Here is a 20,220-nt window from a genome sequence, read left to right on the forward strand (position 1 = left end):
TTTTTTCGGGAAAGCTTGATTTTAAACAGGAGATATTTGAATCGAAATAGAAAGCAAGAACGAAGCAAAGGGGCTATCTAGTTACGACGTTATAGTGATAGTTGGAAATTAAAATAGCGATAATTTGACGTTAAATCGCCTAAACGTGGATGTCTAGCAAGCTGCCAATGATTTCATTGTTTTTCTCTATGACAGACGCGCCAACTCGGTTATAACCAGCGGCTTGTGCTAGGTTGATGAGAGATTCAACTTTTTGAGAGGGAAGGCTAGGTGTTGAGGCTGTTATTGCGACATCCGCAACCGCAGCTAAATCGATGTTGTGATCAGAAAGCTCTTCTTTTACCTTACTTACATTATTGCTAATGCCATGTGCAGCTTTCTCGGCCATTTGTTGTGACATCTGAACGATGTGGTGTCCAGATTGAATTCCCGATACAGGCATATCACTACTCCCAACATTATGATAGTGAGAGCATAGGTGGACTTTATAAAACGTTCAAGTGTTTTATATCAATGACTTGATTAGGCAAACAGTTTGGCAAGCATTTCTCTTTCTTCACCAGATAGAACCGGTTTTTGCGCTTTATTTAGTTTCACGCTGATCTCACCTTGTAATGACTTTAACTGACTTGCCGTTAAATCACTGAGCTTTTGCTTAAGTTCATTAAATTGTTGTGCGTTCATCTCAATACCTTCGTCGTGATTCGGTTTATCCGTCGTTGCCCGAAAATCTTCATCCTTTGGATACAACATATTTATTCAACCAAAATAGATTAGAATTTGATCGATTGCTTTTTGTCCGAATATTGTCAAGGTGTGTTAAGTGATACGTCAGATTTTTCCTAAGAAGGTACATAATTACCCACTTTGGGGTAGATGGAAACGTAAAAAGAAAAAGGGAAGCGATATAGCGCTTCCCTCTTACATATGGTTTGAATGTTACTAACTTACCCTGACGGCAAACTTACTAGCAAGTGAATGAAGCTCTGGGAGCATGCGATAGATAAGATGAAGTTGCTGCAATACCATGCGGGCAGAGCTGTCGTCTTCATCGCGCCATTCGTTTAAGCGTTGCTCGAGTCCAGCATCATCAATATTAGATAGGTCACACTCCTCACAATGCTGGTGAAGCTGTTTATGAAGTACATCCAGATGCTGATGAATACAACGGTGAGCATCTAAAACGAGTTTATGAATTGACTCATCTTCGATGCGAGTTCTGTGCGCGCCTAATGCAGAAATATAGTTCAACATTGCGTGATTTAACGTTAGGAAGCGAAAACTTTCATCAACAGCTGCGCGATATTTGCCAGGCTCCGCCAGCATCGTACTAATCGCAGAAGAGAGTGAGGCATCATTATTGTGGGCCTGGCGGCGAGCGATACGGTAACTCAAATTGTCTTTCTTGCCGATTCTATACTGACCAATGATCTGATCGAGATACTGCTTGTTCGCCTCTATCGCATCCGACATAACTTTGTGAAGCCTTCTCGACTGCCAGTCGGGCAAAATAACTAATACAGCTCCTACTGCAAGCACACACCCGATGAGGGTATCTGCTAGTCGAGGAAGGACAACTGCGTAACCTTCACCTAGTTGATTAAATAAGAAGAGGACGAGCAGTGTAATAAAACCAGTCGCGTACCCATAGTTGTTCATCCGGAAGGCGAAAAACATCACACCAGAGATAACGATAAATACTAACTGGCTTTCTTGAGAAGGGAAAAAAGTCAGCAATGGTACACCAATCAACAAACCAGCTAATGTACCTATTACTCGCGCCGTCAATTTTTGGCGAGTGGCACTGTAGTTCGGTTGGCATACGAATAAAGTGGTTAAGAGTATCCAGTAACCTCGGTCGATGTTGAATATTTGAATGATTCCATAGCCAATCGTTAAGGCAATTGACATACGTAATGCATGCCGAAACAGCATCGAATCTTTGTGTAAATTTGCTGATATACGCTGCCACATCGCTTTTAGCGTGTGTGGGTTGGTATCGGCGAGGGTATCTTCTTCGAGGCCTTCAACATCTGGGTTGTTAATGTTATTAAGCTGTTTTTCTACCGTCGCTAAGTTATTGAATAAATATGTTAACTGCATCAGAAGACGTTTCCAGTGCCCTTGCTTTTGTTCTTCTAGATAAGCAAGAGAGTTTTGTACTTCAGCTAATGCCAGAATAGATTGATCGGTATGGGAGTATTCATTTCCTAGCTGAATGGCTAGTGCAATATCACGACACGCTTGGGCTTGAGACTCCAAAAGATATTTAAAACGAAACAGCACATCAGAACGTTCAAATTCGGTCGCTAAATCCTGATAGCGATAATGGCTAGAACTGACGCGTTCGTGAATGTCTTGAGCGATGAAATAAATATTTAAAAATCGGTCACTAGGCCCATCAATGTGACCCCGTTTCGATCGGTTAAGTAATGTGGTTTTACAAGCGTTTAGTGCCGTAACCGTGGCAGCATTGCATTTTGCAGCTTCAATCCGTAGCGGTTGTGGCGTCAAGTTGGTCGCAGGGTGAAAAAGCTTGGCTTTCGCATCAAGATAATTCGCCATTTGGAAGAACACATTGGCTAGGCTTTGTTGCACAGGTTGAAGGGGCCAAAATATCTGCCAAATCATGGACATGAAGTAATACCAGGCGGCACCAGTTAAAAGCAGTAGTGGCTGAAACCAAATGTTGGTGCTTTCATGTGCGCCAAGCATAGTATAAATAGCGATCAGCAACGAACCAAAAGCAATACTCGCGTACTTAGGACCTATCGCCCCAAGAATGATGAAGCCGAAGGTTGAGATAAATAATCCCAACGCAAAAGCCCAAGGGGTATCGAACAAGATTTCAATTGAAAAAGCAGCAAGCGCAAAACAGAGAAAGGTGAGAATCAGAGCCTTAATGCGTCCAGTGAAACTGTCATCACTTTCAGCCAAAGCAGCAGCAATAACGCCTAATATTAATGGCGTTATCAGCGTGTTTTGCTCGAAGTACCAAGTTGGGATAACCACACCCAGTAAGGTAATGAGGATAAGAACGCTGTAATTTATCGTCTTGTTTGCCCAATATAGCCGAAATTTAGAAGTTGCTTGCACAATGCGCCTTATGTTTCCGATGAAGAACAGGGGGAATACTACCAGACCCACTATAGCGCGTTTATGATTTACTTTAAGAAAAATTCGTGGTTGCTGATAAAATCAGCAGGGATGTCATCGACTTATATTAAAACTGCCAGGTCATGTATTGAGGATTGTAAAGCCAGCTTCAAATAACCTCAGCTTTAGGTTATTAAATCGACAGTAATGTGAATTTTATTAAAGAATAGAAGAAGAAGCTTACTTAGGTGCTCGCCGTTGCTACAATTTAGCACCTTAAAATGATATAAATCGACAACTTCTAAACTAAAAGGCGCACGTTTCATGCAGCTTACTGCCACTAGCAAAGCACAGTTTTTTATTCAAAATGAGTACCATCACGTCGAAATAAAAGAGAACAGTGTTTTATTAAGCTCGATAGGCAGTGAAGAACATATTCCTTTTACGATCTGGAATGGCAAAGTTAGCGTAAAGCGTGGGTTATTATGGAGCTCTTTACAGTTTTTTGCTCATGAACACGAAGGCAAACAACAAAGCTGGCTAGTCCAAGGTTTACCGTGGCCACAATGCCGAAAGTTCGCGCTTGAGGCCGTTCGTCAATATCAAGAGTGGCACAACACTCAGTGCCGAAAACTGGCTGAGTATCTACCTAAGTGGGAAGAAGAGCTTTACAAACTAAAGCACTTGCCTGCTTACTTATCGCATTCTCAAGTGGTCTCCTGGGTTGAAAGCCTTAACCAAGAGTTAAGCGAGATGAAAACCACCCTAGAAGAAGCCAAAATGCGAATGCCGAATCGTATGTCGCAAATAGAGCCTTGGCTCATTGATACCTCTGAGGCGCTTGGTGAGCGTAATCGCGATTGGCTAGAAGCAGAACGTCCAAATTGGGAAGTGCTGTTTAATCAAATTGAATCCTCTCCTTTGAATTTATCCCAGCAATATGCGGTATTGCTCAACGACGACCACAACTTAGTTCTTGCTGGGGCCGGCTCGGGCAAAACCAGCGTTTTAACCGCACGAGTTGCCTATTTGTTGCAAAGCCATCAAGCTCAAGCAGAAGAGCTTCTCATGTTAGCGTTCGGTCGTGATGCGGCGACTGAAATGAAAGAACGCTTAGTAGATAAAGTGGGCATGGCGGCAGACGGTGTGCGCGTCAACACATTCCATCAGTTGGGCTTGTATATTCTTAAACAAGTCGAACAGCAACCTGTCGAAATTAGTCCTTTAGCGTTGGACGAAAATCAACGAACAGCATGGTGTGTAGACTGGTTGAAAAAACATTGGATGACACCCACCAACTTTAAACGTTGGCAAAAACATTTAGACAAATGGCCGATTGCGTACCTAAAAGGGGATGATGAGTTAGGAAGCCATTCAGAAAATCCAAAACTGATCGCTTGGCTAGATTCGCAGCTGTCTCATTTAGCGGCGGTGGGCTTGACCAAAAAGCAAGTACAAGAAAAGCTCGTAAACCACCAAGACTATACGCGTTTAAATAGTGAACTCGCCTTATGCTGGCCATGTTTTACAGCGTGGCAGAAAATGCTTAAAGAAAGCAACCAAGTGGATTTCCCAACCATGATCAGTCGTGCGACAGATTATGTGAATAAAGGGAAGTTTGTCTCGCCATGGCGCTTTATTATGGTCGATGAGTATCAAGATATCTCTCCAGATCGTCTGGCATTGATTGAAGCACTGTGTGAATCCACTCAGAAACAAGCAGGTGCCACGTTATTTGCTGTTGGCGACGATTGGCAAGCGATCTATCAGTTTGCAGGAGCGGATGTCGATCTTATCACTGGTTTTAAAGAACGCTTTGCTCACTCAACCGTTCATCACTTAGATACAACTTATCGTTTCAACAATCAGATTGGTGATGTAGCGAATACATTCGTGCAGCAAAACCCATCGCAGTTGCCGAAAACACTAAACAGCCACAAACAACGCAAGCAGAAGAGCGTACATACCGCGCCGAGCAATCAAGTGGAAAAGATCTTGGACCACTTGAATCAACAAGCCAAGCAAACCAAGTCAGTTTTATTGCTAGGACGTAACCATTATCATAAGCCCGATTTGTTCGACGATTGGTTGCGACGTTTCCCTAATCTCGATATTCGCTTTATGACTTGCCATGCGAGTAAAGGACGCGAAGCTGACTTTGTGATTATTCTTTCTGTGGATGAGGGGCAATTCCCCGCTAAGAAGAAGCAAATTCACATTGATGGTGCGTTGACGGAGTCCAAAGACAAATTCCCTTACGCAGAAGAGCGCAGGCTATTTTACGTGGCGATTACACGTGCGAAAGAGAAGGTTTGGATTACGCATACTGGTGCGGGATTTGCATTCGTTCAAGAGCTCGTTAATGGTGACTATCCCATCGTGACTTCTCGTTAAATGCAACGTTTAGAATGTTAAAAACAGTAAAGGCGATACTTGGTATCGCCTTTGCTTTATTTGGTTAGCATCAAAGCTTACATGCGCTCAGCAAGATAGGCTTCGTAATCCGGCACTTCGATGTCTACTTCTTGCTCAAGAAGAGGGGAGTTAAACAGGAACTTAGCGGTGGCTCGGTTCGTTGCTACAGGAATATTCCAAACACTAGCAATACGAAGAAGCGCTTTAACGTCTGGGTCGTGAGGTACGGCATTCAGTGGATCCCAAAAGAAAACGAGAACGTCGATTTTGCCTTCTGAAATAAGAGCGCCTAGTTGTTGATCACCGCCCATCGGACCACTGATCATGCTCTTGATCGCAAGTCCAGTTTCTTTACTTAGCATGTGTCCTGTCGTGCCAGTTGCGTAAAGGAAGTGACTCTGTAGCTTTTCTTTGTTTTCTTTTACCCAGCGAAGTAGCTCAGGTTTGCAGTTGTCGTGAGCAACCAAAGCCACATGTTTATGGGTTGGCATGGTACGAATGGTTTTTTGCATCAAGATGTTTCCGTTTGTATGATTTTAAAATTGTTGTGACTCAATAGAACACGTTTTTGGTCTTTCAATCAACAGCCTTAACACGGAATGTCGGCCTATATTCTGACGGAGATAACGATTCTTCGATCGTGTCGTCATGAAGCGTCTTCGGAGTCAGTGGTTTGATGGTTGGTGAGGCATGTTTGTCATACGTTTTACCTCTTAAGTAATGCGTTGCTTGCATCATGGAAAGCCGACCTTGCTGCACCATTTTATCTGTTGGTGCGAAGAGCACTTTGTTACGTAACAGGCCTCGATATACACCATGACTTAAGTACACAGAAACTAGACCGATCTCCTCAGCTTTGCCGGCACTGCGCAGCTCACTGATGGCCGCTTCAATCGCCACTGCACTGCCAACAATGTAATCTATATTTCCCATATCGATCACACGTTGAACTAGGTTACGTTGTAACTCCTTGTCGTTGTCTGCCCAAAATGAGTCAACAATGTTGATATCACTTCCTTGTATCGCTTCATAAAATCCGGCAGTAACGGGTTTCGTACCACCACGAGTTCGCGGCCCCAAAAGTAAGGCAATGTTGGTTTTTCCTGACCCCTTTGGATGGCGAGCGGCCAAATATTGACCCGCTTCGTATCCCATCCAATGCCAGTCAACACCGACAGTCCCTTTTAGCAACTCACTTTGTTCTTCATCCAAGTCGAGTTGGTTCACAGTAGCAAAAACGGGAGTATTCCCCACCCAATTTTTAAGTGAATGCTCGTAAGCCTGTGGGTCCACGGTCCCAAGGATAACCGCATCTGCTCCCCATTGGTTACACAGTGCGAGTTGTTGTTCTTGACGGGTTTTGTTTGGGTAGCCGCCCGCTTCAAGGACTCGTAGCTCGACACCTTCTCTTTTCGCTTCGGACACCATTCCATAGTTTACTGACAACCAGTATGAATCCTTTAGGTGAGGGTATATTGCACATATTTTCTCTGCGGCAACCGCTGGCAAAGAAGCAACTAGGGTTAAAGTGGCTGCAGAATGTTTGAAAAATGTGCGAAATGAGTGTTGATTTTTAACCATGAAATGAAGTTCGTTGGCATAGATTAAGTAAACACTGCAAAATATAACGTAATATGTCGCTGAACACGAACATTAAGGTCATGAAAATATGCTGCTAGCAACTGCAAGCATCGGTCGTAAACTTTTGTTGTCTTTCATTGCGATGGCAATACTGGTCATGTTATCGGCACTTATTGGTGTGTCTGGATTTTCTTTGGTTGCCAAAACCGAAAGAAATGTCGTGGATTCTGCGATTCCCGCCATGATTGAGGCGAGACAAGTCTCTGAGTTGAGTACTCGTATTATTTCGTCTGTACAAATGTTGTCGAACGCAAGAAACGAGCAGGAAAGAAAGGAGTCAGGGCGAGTGCTGTTCGAACAGCTCGAGTCTTTACTCACTCACATCAAGGAGCTCGGGAGTGAGTCGTTCGATTCTCAATTGTTAGAAGCTTTAGAGAATAACGTCCAGAACGTTATCGACAATTTGGCAGAACTCGGTGTTTCGGTTGAAAAAAAGCTGTGGCTTGCAAAAGAGATAGATACTCGTGTTGAAGAAATGCGTCTGCTCAGTGAAGAGCTAGAACAACTAACTCGTACGCAAGTTCAGAATACAAGCACCATTGCTGTTGCTAACGTCACGCATATTTATGACTTATTAGAATCGAATAAAAAATCGCAAGTTTATCAGGCGCTAGATGCACTGGTGGAGGTCGATCTCTGATTTGACTGAGCGATTGCATGAACTGCACTTGTTGGCCTTTAAAATGTTGAATCAGATTGAAGAGGCTCGGACATTAACGAATATTGAGCGAATTCAACAGGTTCAAAGTGATTTCGATAGCAACCTCAAAATCATGCAACGCCGTGTACTCGCTGTGGAAGATCCTACGCGCTCTAAGCAAATGAGCCAACTGCTCATAGAGCTTGGTAAGCGTCAGGTCGTATTTTCTATACTGATGCAGCAATACGAGAATAACGAACAGTCACAACAGCTGATGCAAAAGACATTAGAGTTGTTCTCAGAGCTTAATGGCACGGTCAACAAATTGGTTGATGATTCAAACAAAACCACTACCGTCGCTGTAGACCAATTGACCAGCACATTGAAATTCGCTCAGTGGTCTCTAACCGTTATTTCAATTGTTGGTTTGATTGTATTGGTGCTGATTTTATGGCGTGTGGTGTACCTTTCTGTTGTGAAGCGGTTAGCGGAATATTCCGCTGCGTTGCTGTCTGTGGCACAGGGTAACTTAGCGGTTGAGTTGGAAGTGAAAGGCAAAGATGAGTTGGCGCATATGGGGCAGGCCATCATCACGGCTCGTAATACCGCGCAAGCACTAAAAGTGGTAGCAGAGGGTGAAGCTCAAGCCAAGCGAGAGCTTGAGGAGCATAAAGAGCATTTAGAAGAGCTTGTTGAGCAACGCACTTCGCAGTTAAAACAAGCCAACCGCCGTTTGAATGAAGAGGTTTTGAATCACGCTAAAGCTCGCAAGCAAGCAGAGCAAGCGAGCCGAGCAAAATCGGCATTCTTGGCGACGATGAGCCATGAGATAAGAACGCCAATGAACGGAGTGTTGGGGACAGCACGCTTGCTGATTGACTCAGGCCTCAACCCAATTCAAAAGCGTTATGCGGAAATCATTAATCGTAGTGGTAAAACGTTGCTCGCGATCCTTAATGATGTACTGGATTACTCCAAGATTGAAGCGGGGCATTTAGAAATTCGTCACATGGGCTTCGATTTACACCAAATGGTGGAGGACACTTTCCAGTTAATGAACAGTCGAGCACAAGAGAAGAAGCTGCTGTTCTCCTACCATATTGAAAGTGATGTTAGTCGCTACTGGAAAGGGGATGTCACCAGAATCAGTCAGGTGCTGAACAATCTTGTTGGTAACGCGATTAAGTTCACTGACGAAGGAGAAATTGATATCTACGTTAGCCTGAACCCTGAGGACGAGTCGCAAGTCCTGTTTGAAGTATCAGACACTGGAATAGGAATTGCCAAAAAATACCAGAGAACGTTGTTTGATGCCTTCACGCAAGCTGAAGGTGGGATGAGCCAAACTGGAGGTACGGGGCTTGGACTTGCCATCAGTAAGCGAATCATTGAAGCGATGGGCGGTGTTTTAGAAGTCGATTCCGAAGAGGGAAATGGTAGCCGATTCTGGTTCTCTATTCCGTTAGAGGAAAGCGAACCTGTTGAAACAGGAACCGTGGCAACCGCACGTTGCAAAGTGAAAGCAAAGGTCTTACTGGTAGAAGATAATGAAGTCAACCGAGTGGTCGCGGAAGGCTTTCTAGAAAGCATGGGGCATCAAGTCGTAATGGCGGAAAACGGCTCACAAGCAGAGCAACTGATCAGCACACAGGATTTTGATATCGCTTTAGTCGACATCAACCTCCCTGATTGTGATGGAACTGAGTTGATCCAACGCTTAAAGCGGATTGAGTGTGATAAGCCGGCCAATAAAGCGCTTGCCGTCACGCCAATGATTGCAGTGTCTGCGCACGTTTTTGCGGAAGAAGTTGAGCGCTATCTAGCCGCTGGTTTTGACGGATACTTGCCTAAGCCATTGGCAAAAGAGGCACTCGCGGCATTGATTCAGGATGCGCTAGACGGAAAGCCGTTGTTGTTGCCACAAAATGCCGACTGTACCCCGTTTGATCAAATTTCGCCTCAAGAACAAGAGCTACAATCAAAGATCGTTCAAGCACCTAAAATAAAGGAACCCGATGTGGTTATCATTAATCCGAGCGTGATTGAGTCCGATATGAAAATCTTGGGCAGAGATAAGATGTTGCACATTATTAATCTGTTTAGAGCCACCAGCACCGATGTATTAAGCAAGCTGCAAGCGTCTGCTGAGGACAATGATAGTAAAGAAGTAAAGAACCTTGCCCATAAATTAAAGGGCAGTGCAGGAAGTTTAGGACTAACTGCGTTAATGAACGCTTGCCAAGCAATTGAAGCCGCGCCTCAACCTCTAGATACCTATAATGCGACTAAAGATGATTTAGTTTCTCAAGTGTCTGCATCAATTCAAGCTCTGGATGAGTTAATGGCGAAGTAATCCATCGAGCATTGAAAATAAAAAAACCTCCGGCTTTCCGGAGGTTTTTTCTATTCGGTCATGTCATCTTCCCACTCGAATCGAGTGTCTAGGGCATAAGGATCATCATCAAAAGGATGTTCCACTTTGCCACGTAAGTATTCGAGTTGATGCTCAAGCATATTGACCGTTTCGTAGTCTCCCTCAGAACAAGCAACGTAAATCTGTTGTTCAAGAGCGGCAATGTTATCTCGGATACCCATGAGAACCCCCTTAAATCATCATCGATTCTCAAAACGATTATAGTCAAGTAATCCAAATTCGATCGGTTGTTTTGTACGGTACCAATTGTGTAAACGATCGCTAAATGACCAGAATTTTTCTGAGCTTCTACGAATCGCAAAATTATCCAATAACTTAACGTAATCGGACTCGTTTTGGATGGCACTAAATTGATCGACAAAATCTTTTACTTGGTTTTCGTTGATCGAGAAAAATGCCGCAGGGTAGCTTCCCACAACGCCGCGTACAATGGTCATATCATCGTTAGCAAAGTCACGGTTACTTTCTTCATCAAACAAGCTAGAGATGTTTGTGTGTGCATTGTTGTGAAGTAAGGTGAACAGTTCATCTTCCCCTGATTGACTTCTCACCATAAGCATAGTGATTTGCGGAACGGTTTTTAGGCCTTCACCACGAACGTGGTCAATACGTTTTAGTTGCTTTTCACTACTCGCAGAAAGAGCCGTGTCTTGAATTTCGTAGCGAGGCAGAAGCACATCTGAAACATGTTCGCTCAACAACTCCACCAACTCCGTTTTTGGATCGTCACTCTTATACTGAACGCTGGTTGGTTGGTTAAACGGCTTCACATTTCGTTGTAAAAAGTCACTCAACTGCGGGCTTTGATCTTTATACCAGCTAGATTGCAGTTCATGGCGCATATCGGCGGGTAACAACGAGATAAAGTTACTTTCGCCTTCTAGACGCAAGAAGTCCATAAACATTCGTGTCATGAGCTGATGGCCGAAGTTACCGTAAACGTCAAACCCAGCAACAAGCAAATAGTGGATACGCTCTAGTAACGCGTAGTCAAGAATCCACACTGTTTTAGGCTGCTCACCAACTAACCCTTGAACAACAGAAGCACTATCAAAATGGCGGAATATCGTTAATGCCGCATTATGGTTGGTGCCATTACCGTCCCAAATTACATCGGTGGATAGGTTTTCACCTTCTTTAAACCAGTTATTAGTGAACTCAGATTTAGCCTCTAGGTAGCGAGCTTGTTGACGCGCGTACTTGACCCAGTTGGTAACAGGTAGCGTGTTACTTTCTTGTTCTGCCGGTAGTTTTAGGTTATCAGCCTGAGATCGGTAAAACTCATTTACTTCTGGGATGTCTGCTTTATCTGGATCAAGGAAAAACACCCAAAAGCGATCATTGATAACATTCAATGCCAGTTGGCCACGACAAACTGGGCCTTTGATGTATGCCATTATTGTATTTTGTGCATTATCTAGCATGAACTTAAAGCGCGACTTCACTGGAAGGTCGATGAATGATGTCATCGGGTTTGCAGCAACTTCTGGTTCATAACTCGGTAGCTGACTAACCATGTAATCAGCATCAATAAACCAAGTTTTCCAGTTCTCTATGCGTTGCTTGTTTAACGCGAATGGCATGTGAGTTTTATCTACTATGGTCCCTTGCTCTGGAATAATTCGATAAAACACACGTTCAACCCCTGGATCATCGTACGGGCGACGCGTTGAAATACGTTTGACGGGCTGTCCTGGTGGTGTAGCAGAGCGGACGAGCGTGAAGAATCGGGGATCTTCATCGAGTTCCGAAAAGTAGAGATGAGATAAAAACAAATGCTCATATATATACCTAGCCATCAGCTGATTTTTCAAATCAGAGTAGTTAAGTAATGCTTCGTACTTATCTATTTGCGCTTGCTCATTCTCACTAACAGGTTGGTGAACGTTCATTATTGCGCCGTTTTCCAACCAAGTCATGAGTGTGTGGTATTCACTGTTTGATAGATTTGGCATACCAAAAGGCATGCCCCAGGTTGGGTTATCCTTTTCGTATTGCTCGTATTCTTCAATCGTTGGACAGGTTTGCTCTCGGTCTATCGAAAAGTCAAAGCCTTCTAACTGGACTTGGTCAGGCAATGGGTGGCGCTCTTTTTGCTGTAGCAAACGTGCGATAAGGCCTGCGTCAATGTTGGCTGCCATGCTTTGATCACGTTCGTTGAGAACCGGATGAAAACCCGCATCGCGCCACTCTTGGGTTGTTTCTGCATCTTCGAATAAGCGTGTTGGTGCTGCGGCTGTGAGTCTTGTTCCTTCATATACCAGTGCTTTACTCGCACCACGGTCAATGCCCTCAACAGAAGTGAGCTTAAGCTGACATGGTGCATCGTAGCACGCGTGGCAGACGACACAGCGGTTATCCATAATGGGTTTAACTTCGCTTTGGAAGAAGTTTGCTTGAGGGGTTTCCACGTCAACAGTGCGTTCACGCACGAGCTGTGGACCAAACAGTTGATCATAGTTAAGACCAGCATAGGTTGCACAGCCGGCAAACAAAGTAGCAATGCAAAGTGTAAAAATTAAGCGCAAATTCATTGAGTTATTTTACGTGATTAGAATTTGCATTAATTAAAGCAAAATAAGCGGTCAATTACCAAAAGTTGGGTCAATTAGCGTTAATTTTTCTGTTGATTGTCTGAGCGCTTGAAAATGTAACCCTGGCGGTGGACTGTCTGAATTCTGTCTGTCGGAACGCCTTCGTGAACTAGACGCTTTCTCATTCTGCTCATGTGCATATCGAGTGCTCGATCATGTTCAGTAAATTCACGTTTTAGTACTGTTTCGTAAAGAAAATGCTTACTAAGTACTTGATCTTGATGGTGAGTGAGAGTTTGCAGCAGCTTAAATTGAATGCTTGTTAACTGAACAGATTTCTTGTTTGGCAAGTAATTGAGTACCACAGAGTGAGTGCGCTTATCTAGTAATAGCTCCTCATCATTATGGTGAACGCCGTTGTGTTGGCATTGGGAAGTTTTTCCATTTGAAACCTTGGAGTCAAGCACACGGGTACCTTAATTATTAATAGTAGTAAAACGTATTATCATTAATATTTATGTAAAAGCAATCAGGTACTTTATGAGCACTGTGATATGCGTAGACAATCTTAATACTTGAGATTACCAGTAGTGATGAATGGTGCGATGGCGCTCTGAACTAAAGTGCTATTGGAGTGCGTATTAGCTACAAATAACGGTGTAATGTTAGGCAAAGATAGAAAGAATTCTCATTTAGTAAATTCGCTTATCCGCTATTTGTGAACTATACATTCTGTTGCAGGAAGCACTTTTCTAATACACACAGAGGTTTATATGACAGCGAAATATGGCGTTAAACGCCGATTAGCGATTCTTGCCGCCGCTTTAATCGGTGCGACAAGTAGCAGTATCGCAGCAGAGAAACCAAATATTCTCGTCATTTGGGGTGATGATATTGGCCAGTCCAATCTCAGTGCTTACACGTTTGGCTTGATGGGGTACAAAACACCAAATATAGATAGTATCGCCAAAGAAGGCATGATGTTCACTGACTATTACGGTGAGCAATCTTGTACAGCGGGCCGTTCTACTTTCATTACGGGCCAAACCGTTCTTAGAACAGGTTTGAGTAAAGTGGGGCTTCCAGGTGCTGATCTTGGCTTGAAGGAAGAGGACGCAACCATTGCCGAAATGCTGAAGCCGATGGGCTATATGACAGGGCAATTTGGTAAAAACCACTTAGGTGATAAAGATGAGCACCTTCCTACTAATCACGGCTTCGATGAATTTTTTGGCAACCTTTATCACTTGAACGCCGAGGAGGAGCCAGAAAACGTCGATTATCCTAAAGATCCTGAGTTTCGTAAAAAGTTCGGTCCGCGCGGCGTTATCCGTTCGTACGCTGATGGCAAAATTGAGGATACAGGACCTCTAACTCGCAAGCGCATGGAAACCGTGGATGAAGAGACGTTAGATGCGGCACTCGACTTTATGGATCGTGCCGTCAAGGCTGAAAAACCTTTCTTTGTCTGGTGGAACGCAACTCGTATGCACTTCCGTACTCATGTGAAAGAAGAGAACTCTGGAAAAACAGGTATCAGCGAGTATGCAGATGGTATGGTCGAGCATGATAACCATGTAGGTCAGCTACTGAAAAAAGTGGATGATTTGGGTATTAAAGACAACACAATCGTCTTTTACTCCACCGATAATGGCCCACACATGAACTCGTGGCCAGATGCAGGTACAACGCCATTCCGTGGAGAGAAAAATACCAACTGGGAAGGTGCGTACCGAGTTCCTGCGATGGTACGTTGGCCGGGTAAAATTAAAGCTGGCTCTGTTTCGAATGATATCATGCATCACATGGACTGGATGCCAACGTTCGTTGCTGCCGCGGGTGATGACAATATCAAAGAGAAATTGCTCAAAGGTTATAGTGCGAATGGTAAGAAATTCAAAGTTCACCTAGACGGCTATAACTTCCTACCATATTTGACTGGTAAAGAGGATAAGGCCCCACGAGAAGAAATTTTTTACTTCTCAGATGATGGAGACTTAACTGCACTTCGCTATAACAAATGGAAGCTGGTCTTTATGGAGCAACGAGCAAAAGGCACGTTGCGTATTTGGGCTGAACCATTCACCACACTTCGTGTTCCTAAGATCTTCAACTTGCGTATGGATCCTTACGAAGTGGCTGATATCACTTCTAACACTTACTACGATTGGATGCTAGACCGTGCTTACATGCTTGTTCCTGCGCAAGCTTACGTAGGCAGATTCCTTGAAACGTTTAAAGAGTTCCCACCAAGGCAAAAAGCAGCAAGCTTCTCGCTCGATCAAGTGATGGAGAAACTAAAAGAGAACCCAAATAAGTAGGAAAAGCTAAGTGAAGTATCACATCTAGAAAGAGGCTCATTAACGTGAGCCTCTTTTTTTATCTGTAAAATTCTATCTATTCAGGTTTGTAGAAAGCTTGATGACGAAAACGCCTAACGCTTCAATTGACAAGAGTTATAAACAAATTGGTTCGTAGTGGGCTGCCGTTAAGTTGGCTTTGATTTTTTCACGTAGAGCGATGTGGGCTGGGTTGTTTACCTCTCGCTTATGGTAGACGAACTTGTAAGGGATAGAGCGTATCGAAATGGGGCAGGGCAAAATTTGAAGTTTGAGCGCTTTGCTCCACTTGTTTGCAAAAGATTGAGACACGATCCCTAAACTGTCTCTTTGGGCGACATACAGCGCCATGCCCGCTAGCGAAGATGTGATCAAGTCGACTTTTCTTTCTTGAATAGTTTCCTTTGCTAGTTGCTCGAACCCCGACATGTTGTTCCATTTTCCTGAAAATAAACAGTGAGTTTCCTCATAAAATTGCTCTTTTGTGAGCGTGCCGTGTACACGGGGATGGTTCTCACGACAGATAACCACGGCTTCTTCCTCATAGGCATCTTCAATAATAAACGCTGCATCTTTTGTGATCACCGTATCGATTACTAGATCGACTTTTTGTTGTCTTAACAGCTCAAATAATAGGAATTTTTCGGGTGGTGATTCATAAAAAATAGTGTTCTTTATCGGGTCCATAATGTGCAACAAAATTTCCGAACAACACACTTCAAAATGATTTTTATCAGATATCGCATTGTCAATAATATTAACCGCTTGCTGGAATTGCGGCAGTAATTGATAAGCGGTGGAGGTTAGTGCGATCCCTCGTCCTTTTTTAACGAATAATTGCTTATCTACGACTTGCTCTAAACGCTTTATTGCAGCGCTCACAGCAGGTTGTGTAAGCCCTAATTGTTCCGCGGCTTTTGTATAAGATTGAAACTCCGCAACAACAAGAAAAGTTTGGATCAAATTCAAGTCCATAACGTCACTCATAAATTTAATTTATAGGTTAACTAATTTTGACTGCATTTATCGCCTGAAATTAGTGCTTTATCTTATATCAACAATGGTATTGAAAAGCGAATACCATTTCTACGCACTAGCGAACTCTTGGAGATAATATGAAAAATGCGACCAAAACGAGCAGTAAAAAACTCGTACTTAACGCATGTACGTTAGCTTTGGGCGCTGCATCTGCAGTTGCACATGCAGCGGACAAACCCAACATTCTTGTCATCTTTGGTGATGATGTTGGTTACTGGAACCTTAGTACCTACAACCAAGGCATGATGGCGTACAACACGCCAAACATCGATAGCATTGCTAAAGAGGGTGCGAAGTTCACTAACTTCTACGCACAGCAAAGCTCGACAGCAGGCCGTTCTGCATTCATCACTGGTCAAATGCCAAAACGTACAGGTCTATCAAAAGTGGGCTTACCAGGCGCTCCGGAAGGTATCTCGGAAAAAGATCCGACGATTGCAACCGTGCTTAAGCAAATGGGTTACGCAACCGGACAATTTGGTAAGAACCATTTAGGTGACCGAGACGAGCATCTTCCTACCAACCACGGTTTTGATGAATTCTTCGGCAACCTATACCACTTGAACGCAGAAGAAGAGCCAGAGAACGTGGATTACCCTAAAGATCCGGAGTTCAAGAAGAAATTTGGCCCTCGTGGCGTTATCCATTCTTACGCTGACGGCAAAATCGAAGATACCGGTCCACTTACGCGTAAGCGTATGGAAAATGTTGATGGTGAGTTTCTTGATGCCGCAGAAAGCTTCATAGAAAAACAAGTAAAAGCGGACAAGCCGTTCTTTACTTGGTTTAACACCACTCGCATGCACAACTTCACACATGTTCCTGAAGAATACCAAGGTAAAACAGGTGCCGGTTTCTACGCGGATGGTGTTAAGCAGCACGATGACCAAATCGGTCAGCTACTTAACAAGATCAAAGAGTTAGGTGTGGATGACAATACAATCATTGTTTACACCACTGACAACGGTCCTATGGTTGATTTGTGGCCGGATGCAGGGATGACACCGTTCCGCTCAGAGAAAAACACTGGCTGGGAAGGGAGTTTCCGTGTGCCAATGTTGATTAAATGGCCTGGAAAAATTGAGGCAGGTAAAACATTCAACGGCATGATGTCATTAGAGGACTTTTTCCCGACACTAGTTGCTGCGGCAGGTGATACCAAAGTTAAAGACGAACTACTAAAAGGCAAAAAAGTTGGTGATATGGACTACAAAGTTCACCTAGACGGTTACAACCAATTGCCATATTTAACGGGTAAGTCAGACAAATCCGCACGAAATGAGTTCGTTTACTGGAGCGACGACGGCGATCTTGTGGCATTGCGCCAAGGAAAGTACAAGTTCCACTTTATGATTCAAGAGAATGAAACGGGTATGGATGTATGGCGTAAGCCGTTCACTAAACTTCGTGTGCCACTGATCTTTGACTTGAGCATTGATCCATTTGAACGAGGCGATCAAGGCATGGGTTATTCTCGTTGGATGTACGAGCGTTCATTCTTAATGATGCCAGCAATGGATACAGTGAAAGAGGTGATGGGTACATTCAAAGAATTCCCTCCTCGTATGGAAGCAGGTTCGTTCGTACCTAAGTCTTCTAAGTAAATTAAGATTATATAGCGCTTTTTGGAGCGCTATATACCCAAATAGCTTCACTTTTGCTGCACAGCGCTCACGAGGTTATTTGGGTATATGTAATAGTGAGAAACGTATGAGTAAGATTTCCCCTCGCCATTCTACTACTATGCCTATTGTTCCTCTTAAAACGGCGTCTAAAGCGCCTGTTCTGGGCGCGTATGACCGTCGATTCCATGTGATGGCAAAGCCAGGCGGAGCAAAGTGCAACATCGATTGTCAGTACTGCTTTTATCTGCATAAAGAAAATCTACTGCACCAAGAAAAGCAGCCAAAAATGGACGACGCAACACTGGAAGCGTTCGTGAAAAGCTATATCGAAAGTCAGGATGGCGAAGAAATTGTATTCTCATGGCAGGGCGGGGAACCGACGCTGCTTGGGTTGGACTATTTCCGCAATGTCGTAGCTTTGCAAAAGAAATATCAGCCGAAAGGCGTTCGCATTGAAAACGACCTTCAGACCAACGGCATTTTGCTAAACGATGAGTGGTGTGCGTTTTTAAAAGAGCACAACTTCCTAGTTGGCTTGTCGATTGATGGACCACGAGAGCTGCACGACAAATATCGCAAAGCCCGCAGCGGTAAGCCAACGTTTGATCTCGTGATGAAAGCGGTAGATAAGCTCAAAGCGCATGGCGTGAAATTCAACGCGTTGGTCACGGTGAATCGTCACAATGCGAAATACCCGCTCGAAGTATATCGATTTTTAACCCAAGAATTGGGTGTGACTTATATTCAGTTTGCGCCGGTGGTAGAAGCCAACAACTTCCAAACAACCGCGCCGCAGTTTTGGAACGAACAGATGATCCCAACCAAAGGCAGTGATCTGGCTAAACCGGGGCATCCAATGTCGATTGTAACGGATTGGTCAGTCGATCCTGAAGACTGGGGACGCTTTTTAATGGCGACCTTTGAAGAGTGGGTGAATAACGATCTTGGCCGTGTGCTGGTTAATCTGTTTGAAACCGCGGTGGCGCAAGTAATGGGGAAACCGTCTCAGCTTTGCGTGACGGCGGAGTTTTGTGGCAAAGGGTTGGCGATTGAGCACAATGGCGACGTGTTCAGTTGCGACCACTATGTGTATCCAGAATACAAACTCGCCAACATTCATGAACACTCACTGAATGAAATGGCCTTCTCTACAAGACAATATACTTTTGGCATGGCAAAACGCGATTCATTGCCGACGTATTGTAAGCAATGCCCTTACTTGCCTTATTGTTGGGGTGAGTGCCCAAAAAACCGTTTGATCAAAACGCCGAATGGTGAGAGTGGTCTAAACTATTTGTGTTCGGGAATCAAAATGTTCTTTGATTATGCGTTACCGATGTTGGTTGGTCTTGCACAACTTCTCCAATCTCAAGAACCGCAAAGATAACATAGTGAATATAACCTTAAGTTATTTCATTTGTTCTTATACTTAACTATCGAAAAGACGGCTTAAACCATTGAAAAGGTATCCTATGAACCACGCACAACAAGCGATAAAAGAACTCATCGAACAAACAGAAAAAAGCGTCATTGGACAAAGCCACGTGGTTCGAGCTTTAGTCATCGGGTTATTAACAAATGGGCATATTCTGCTAGAAGGTTTACCGGGAACGGCAAAAACACGTTCCGTAAAATCGTTGGCGAACTTGTTAAACACCAGTTTTGGTCGAATCCAGTTTACGCCGGATCTTTTACCATCTGACGTGACGGGTACTGAGGTTTATCAAGAGCTGGATGGTAAGCCGCAACTCCACTTTCAACCTGGGCCCATTTTTAACAGCATTGTACTTGCTGATGAGGTCAACCGTGCACCTGCCAAAGTACAAGCGGCACTGCTTGAAGCCATGGCCGAAGGCACAATCACAGTAGGCGATAAAACTCACGTATTGCCAGACTTATTTATGGTGCTTGCAACGCAAAACCCAGTAGAGCAAGAGGGCACGTACCCACTGCCAGAAGCGCAAATGGACCGCTTTATCATGAAGGTTACCGTCGATTATCCAGAAGATGACGCAGAACGTGACATCATTCGTTTGGTGCGCAGTGAAGAATTGGGTGCGGAAACCAGCAGCGAAATTATTACGCCAAAACACATCGAGCCAGACGTGGTGCTAGAAGCGCGCCGTCAGTTACCAAACATCGTGGTATCAGACCTAGTGGAAAACTACATCGTTGCGTTAGTGATGGCGACTCGTAAGCCAGAGCGTTATGCTGATTCAAACTTAGCAAAATGGATTGAGATTGGCTCTAGTCCTCGTGCTTCTATCGCACTCGACAAATGCGCTCGTGCGTATGCGTGGATGCAAGGACGTGACCACGTTACTCCTGACGATGTGCGTGCCATGGTTCCGTCTGTATTGGGCCACCGTTTTTCTTTGACCTACGATGCACTAGCAGACGGAGTCGATCAGCAACGAGTCGTACAAGAGCTGCTAGATTGTGTAGAAATTGGGTAAGT

The 20,220-nt window shown here is 44.1% G+C and carries 14 protein-coding genes and 1 pseudogene; 6 read left to right on the top strand and 9 right to left on the bottom strand.

The window, feature by feature from the left end:
* Nucleotides 1-139 precede the first annotated feature (139 nt).
* The 3 genes from UQW94_RS00645 to yccS form a co-directional block, all read right to left on the bottom strand.
* Nucleotides 140-442 carry a hypothetical protein gene (locus UQW94_RS00645; RefSeq protein ID WP_054577819.1) on the bottom strand — a complete coding sequence of 101 codons (303 nt, stop codon included), beginning with the start codon at nucleotides 440-442 and terminating at the stop codon, nucleotides 140-142.
* Between the two features lie 80 nt (nucleotides 443-522).
* Nucleotides 523-753, bottom strand: coding sequence for a hypothetical protein (locus tag UQW94_RS00650; protein ID WP_267923549.1), 231 nt, complete (start codon nucleotides 751-753; stop codon nucleotides 523-525).
* Nucleotides 754-942: 189 nt separating this feature from the next.
* Nucleotides 943-3,096, bottom strand: coding sequence for a YccS family putative transporter (gene yccS, locus UQW94_RS00655; protein ID WP_053303489.1), 2,154 nt, complete (start codon nucleotides 3,094-3,096; stop codon nucleotides 943-945).
* 324 nt (nucleotides 3,097-3,420) lie between these two features.
* On the opposite strand from yccS, the gene helD reads away from it, so the two are divergent.
* Nucleotides 3,421-5,490 carry a DNA helicase IV gene (gene helD, locus UQW94_RS00660; protein ID WP_322141908.1) on the top strand — a complete coding sequence of 690 codons (2,070 nt, stop codon included), beginning with the start codon at nucleotides 3,421-3,423 and terminating at the stop codon, nucleotides 5,488-5,490.
* A 77-nt stretch (nucleotides 5,491-5,567) separates the two neighbouring features.
* Here the strand turns inward: helD and UQW94_RS00665 are convergent, their stop codons facing one another.
* Together UQW94_RS00665 and torT are read right to left on the bottom strand one after the other, a co-directional pair.
* A complete protein-coding gene (locus UQW94_RS00665) occupies nucleotides 5,568-6,023 on the bottom strand; it encodes a methylglyoxal synthase (RefSeq protein ID WP_005376571.1) in 456 nt (151 codons plus the stop codon).
* Between the two features lie 64 nt (nucleotides 6,024-6,087).
* On the bottom strand, nucleotides 6,088-7,137 hold the full coding sequence (torT, locus tag UQW94_RS00670; protein WP_080276945.1) for a TMAO reductase system periplasmic protein TorT: 1,050 nt from the start codon (nucleotides 7,135-7,137) through the stop codon (nucleotides 6,088-6,090).
* Between the two features lie 43 nt (nucleotides 7,138-7,180).
* Here torT and torS point away from each other — a divergent pair.
* Nucleotides 7,181-10,145: pseudogene (gene torS / locus UQW94_RS00675) on the top strand (TMAO reductase system sensor histidine kinase/response regulator TorS).
* A 50-nt stretch (nucleotides 10,146-10,195) separates the two neighbouring features.
* On the opposite strand, the gene UQW94_RS00680 reads toward torS, so the two are convergent.
* The 3 genes from UQW94_RS00680 to UQW94_RS00690 form a co-directional block, all read right to left on the bottom strand.
* A complete protein-coding gene (locus tag UQW94_RS00680) occupies nucleotides 10,196-10,387 on the bottom strand; it encodes a hypothetical protein (protein ID WP_005376565.1) in 192 nt (63 codons plus the stop codon).
* 18 nt (nucleotides 10,388-10,405) lie between these two features.
* Nucleotides 10,406-12,760: a fatty acid cis/trans isomerase gene (locus UQW94_RS00685; RefSeq protein ID WP_213903293.1), complete on the bottom strand. Its 2,355-nt coding sequence runs from the start codon at nucleotides 12,758-12,760 to the stop codon at nucleotides 10,406-10,408.
* Between the two features lie 80 nt (nucleotides 12,761-12,840).
* Nucleotides 12,841-13,227: a winged helix-turn-helix domain-containing protein gene (locus UQW94_RS00690; RefSeq protein ID WP_005376561.1), complete on the bottom strand. Its 387-nt coding sequence runs from the start codon at nucleotides 13,225-13,227 to the stop codon at nucleotides 12,841-12,843.
* Nucleotides 13,228-13,533: 306 nt separating this feature from the next.
* Here UQW94_RS00690 and UQW94_RS00695 point away from each other — a divergent pair, with 306 nt between their 5' ends.
* The gene (locus UQW94_RS00695; RefSeq protein WP_005376560.1) at nucleotides 13,534-15,081 is read left to right on the top strand and encodes an arylsulfatase; all 1,548 of its coding nucleotides are present in this window, start codon (nucleotides 13,534-13,536) and stop codon (nucleotides 15,079-15,081) included.
* 135 nt (nucleotides 15,082-15,216) lie between these two features.
* On the opposite strand, the gene UQW94_RS00700 is transcribed toward UQW94_RS00695, so the two are convergent.
* Nucleotides 15,217-16,074 (bottom strand): LysR family transcriptional regulator, encoded by an 858-nt coding sequence (locus UQW94_RS00700; RefSeq protein WP_025767859.1) that lies wholly within the window; start codon nucleotides 16,072-16,074, stop codon nucleotides 15,217-15,219.
* Nucleotides 16,075-16,214: 140 nt separating this feature from the next.
* Between UQW94_RS00700 and UQW94_RS00705 the strand changes: the two genes are divergently transcribed.
* The 3 genes from UQW94_RS00705 (at nucleotide 16,215) to UQW94_RS00715 (ending at nucleotide 20,218) form a co-directional block, all read left to right on the top strand.
* Nucleotides 16,215-17,741: an arylsulfatase gene (locus UQW94_RS00705; protein ID WP_017635363.1), complete on the top strand. Its 1,527-nt coding sequence runs from the start codon at nucleotides 16,215-16,217 to the stop codon at nucleotides 17,739-17,741.
* Nucleotides 17,742-17,847: 106 nt separating this feature from the next.
* The gene (locus UQW94_RS00710) at nucleotides 17,848-19,149 is read left to right on the top strand and encodes an anaerobic sulfatase maturase (RefSeq protein WP_285384821.1); all 1,302 of its coding nucleotides are present in this window, start codon (nucleotides 17,848-17,850) and stop codon (nucleotides 19,147-19,149) included.
* Between the two features lie 85 nt (nucleotides 19,150-19,234).
* On the top strand, nucleotides 19,235-20,218 hold the full coding sequence (locus tag UQW94_RS00715; protein ID WP_322141909.1) for a MoxR family ATPase: 984 nt from the start codon (nucleotides 19,235-19,237) through the stop codon (nucleotides 20,216-20,218).
* Nucleotides 20,219-20,220 lie beyond the last annotated feature (2 nt).

Origin of the sequence: Vibrio sp. PBL-C16 (genome assembly GCF_034321865.1) — a bacterium.
In the GTDB taxonomy this organism is placed as follows: domain Bacteria; phylum Pseudomonadota; class Gammaproteobacteria; order Enterobacterales; family Vibrionaceae; genus Vibrio; species Vibrio alginolyticus.

Coding starts and splice junctions, on each gene's coding strand:
- UQW94_RS00645 (WP_054577819.1), bottom strand. CDS start 442: ATGCCTGTATCGGGAATTCAATCTGGACACCACATCGTTCAGATGTCA.
- UQW94_RS00650 (WP_267923549.1), bottom strand. CDS start 753: ATGTTGTATCCAAAGGATGAAGATTTTCGGGCAACGACGGATAAACCG.
- helD (WP_322141908.1), top strand. CDS start 3,421: ATGCAGCTTACTGCCACTAGCAAAGCACAGTTTTTTATTCAAAATGAG.
- UQW94_RS00665 (WP_005376571.1), bottom strand. CDS start 6,023: ATGCAAAAAACCATTCGTACCATGCCAACCCATAAACATGTGGCTTTG.
- UQW94_RS00680 (WP_005376565.1), bottom strand. CDS start 10,387: ATGGGTATCCGAGATAACATTGCCGCTCTTGAACAACAGATTTACGTT.
- UQW94_RS00685 (WP_213903293.1), bottom strand. CDS start 12,760: ATGAATTTGCGCTTAATTTTTACACTTTGCATTGCTACTTTGTTTGCC.
- UQW94_RS00695 (WP_005376560.1), top strand. CDS start 13,534: ATGACAGCGAAATATGGCGTTAAACGCCGATTAGCGATTCTTGCCGCC.
- UQW94_RS00700 (WP_025767859.1), bottom strand. CDS start 16,074: ATGGACTTGAATTTGATCCAAACTTTTCTTGTTGTTGCGGAGTTTCAA.
- UQW94_RS00705 (WP_017635363.1), top strand. CDS start 16,215: ATGAAAAATGCGACCAAAACGAGCAGTAAAAAACTCGTACTTAACGCA.
- UQW94_RS00710 (WP_285384821.1), top strand. CDS start 17,848: ATGAGTAAGATTTCCCCTCGCCATTCTACTACTATGCCTATTGTTCCT.
- UQW94_RS00715 (WP_322141909.1), top strand. CDS start 19,235: ATGAACCACGCACAACAAGCGATAAAAGAACTCATCGAACAAACAGAA.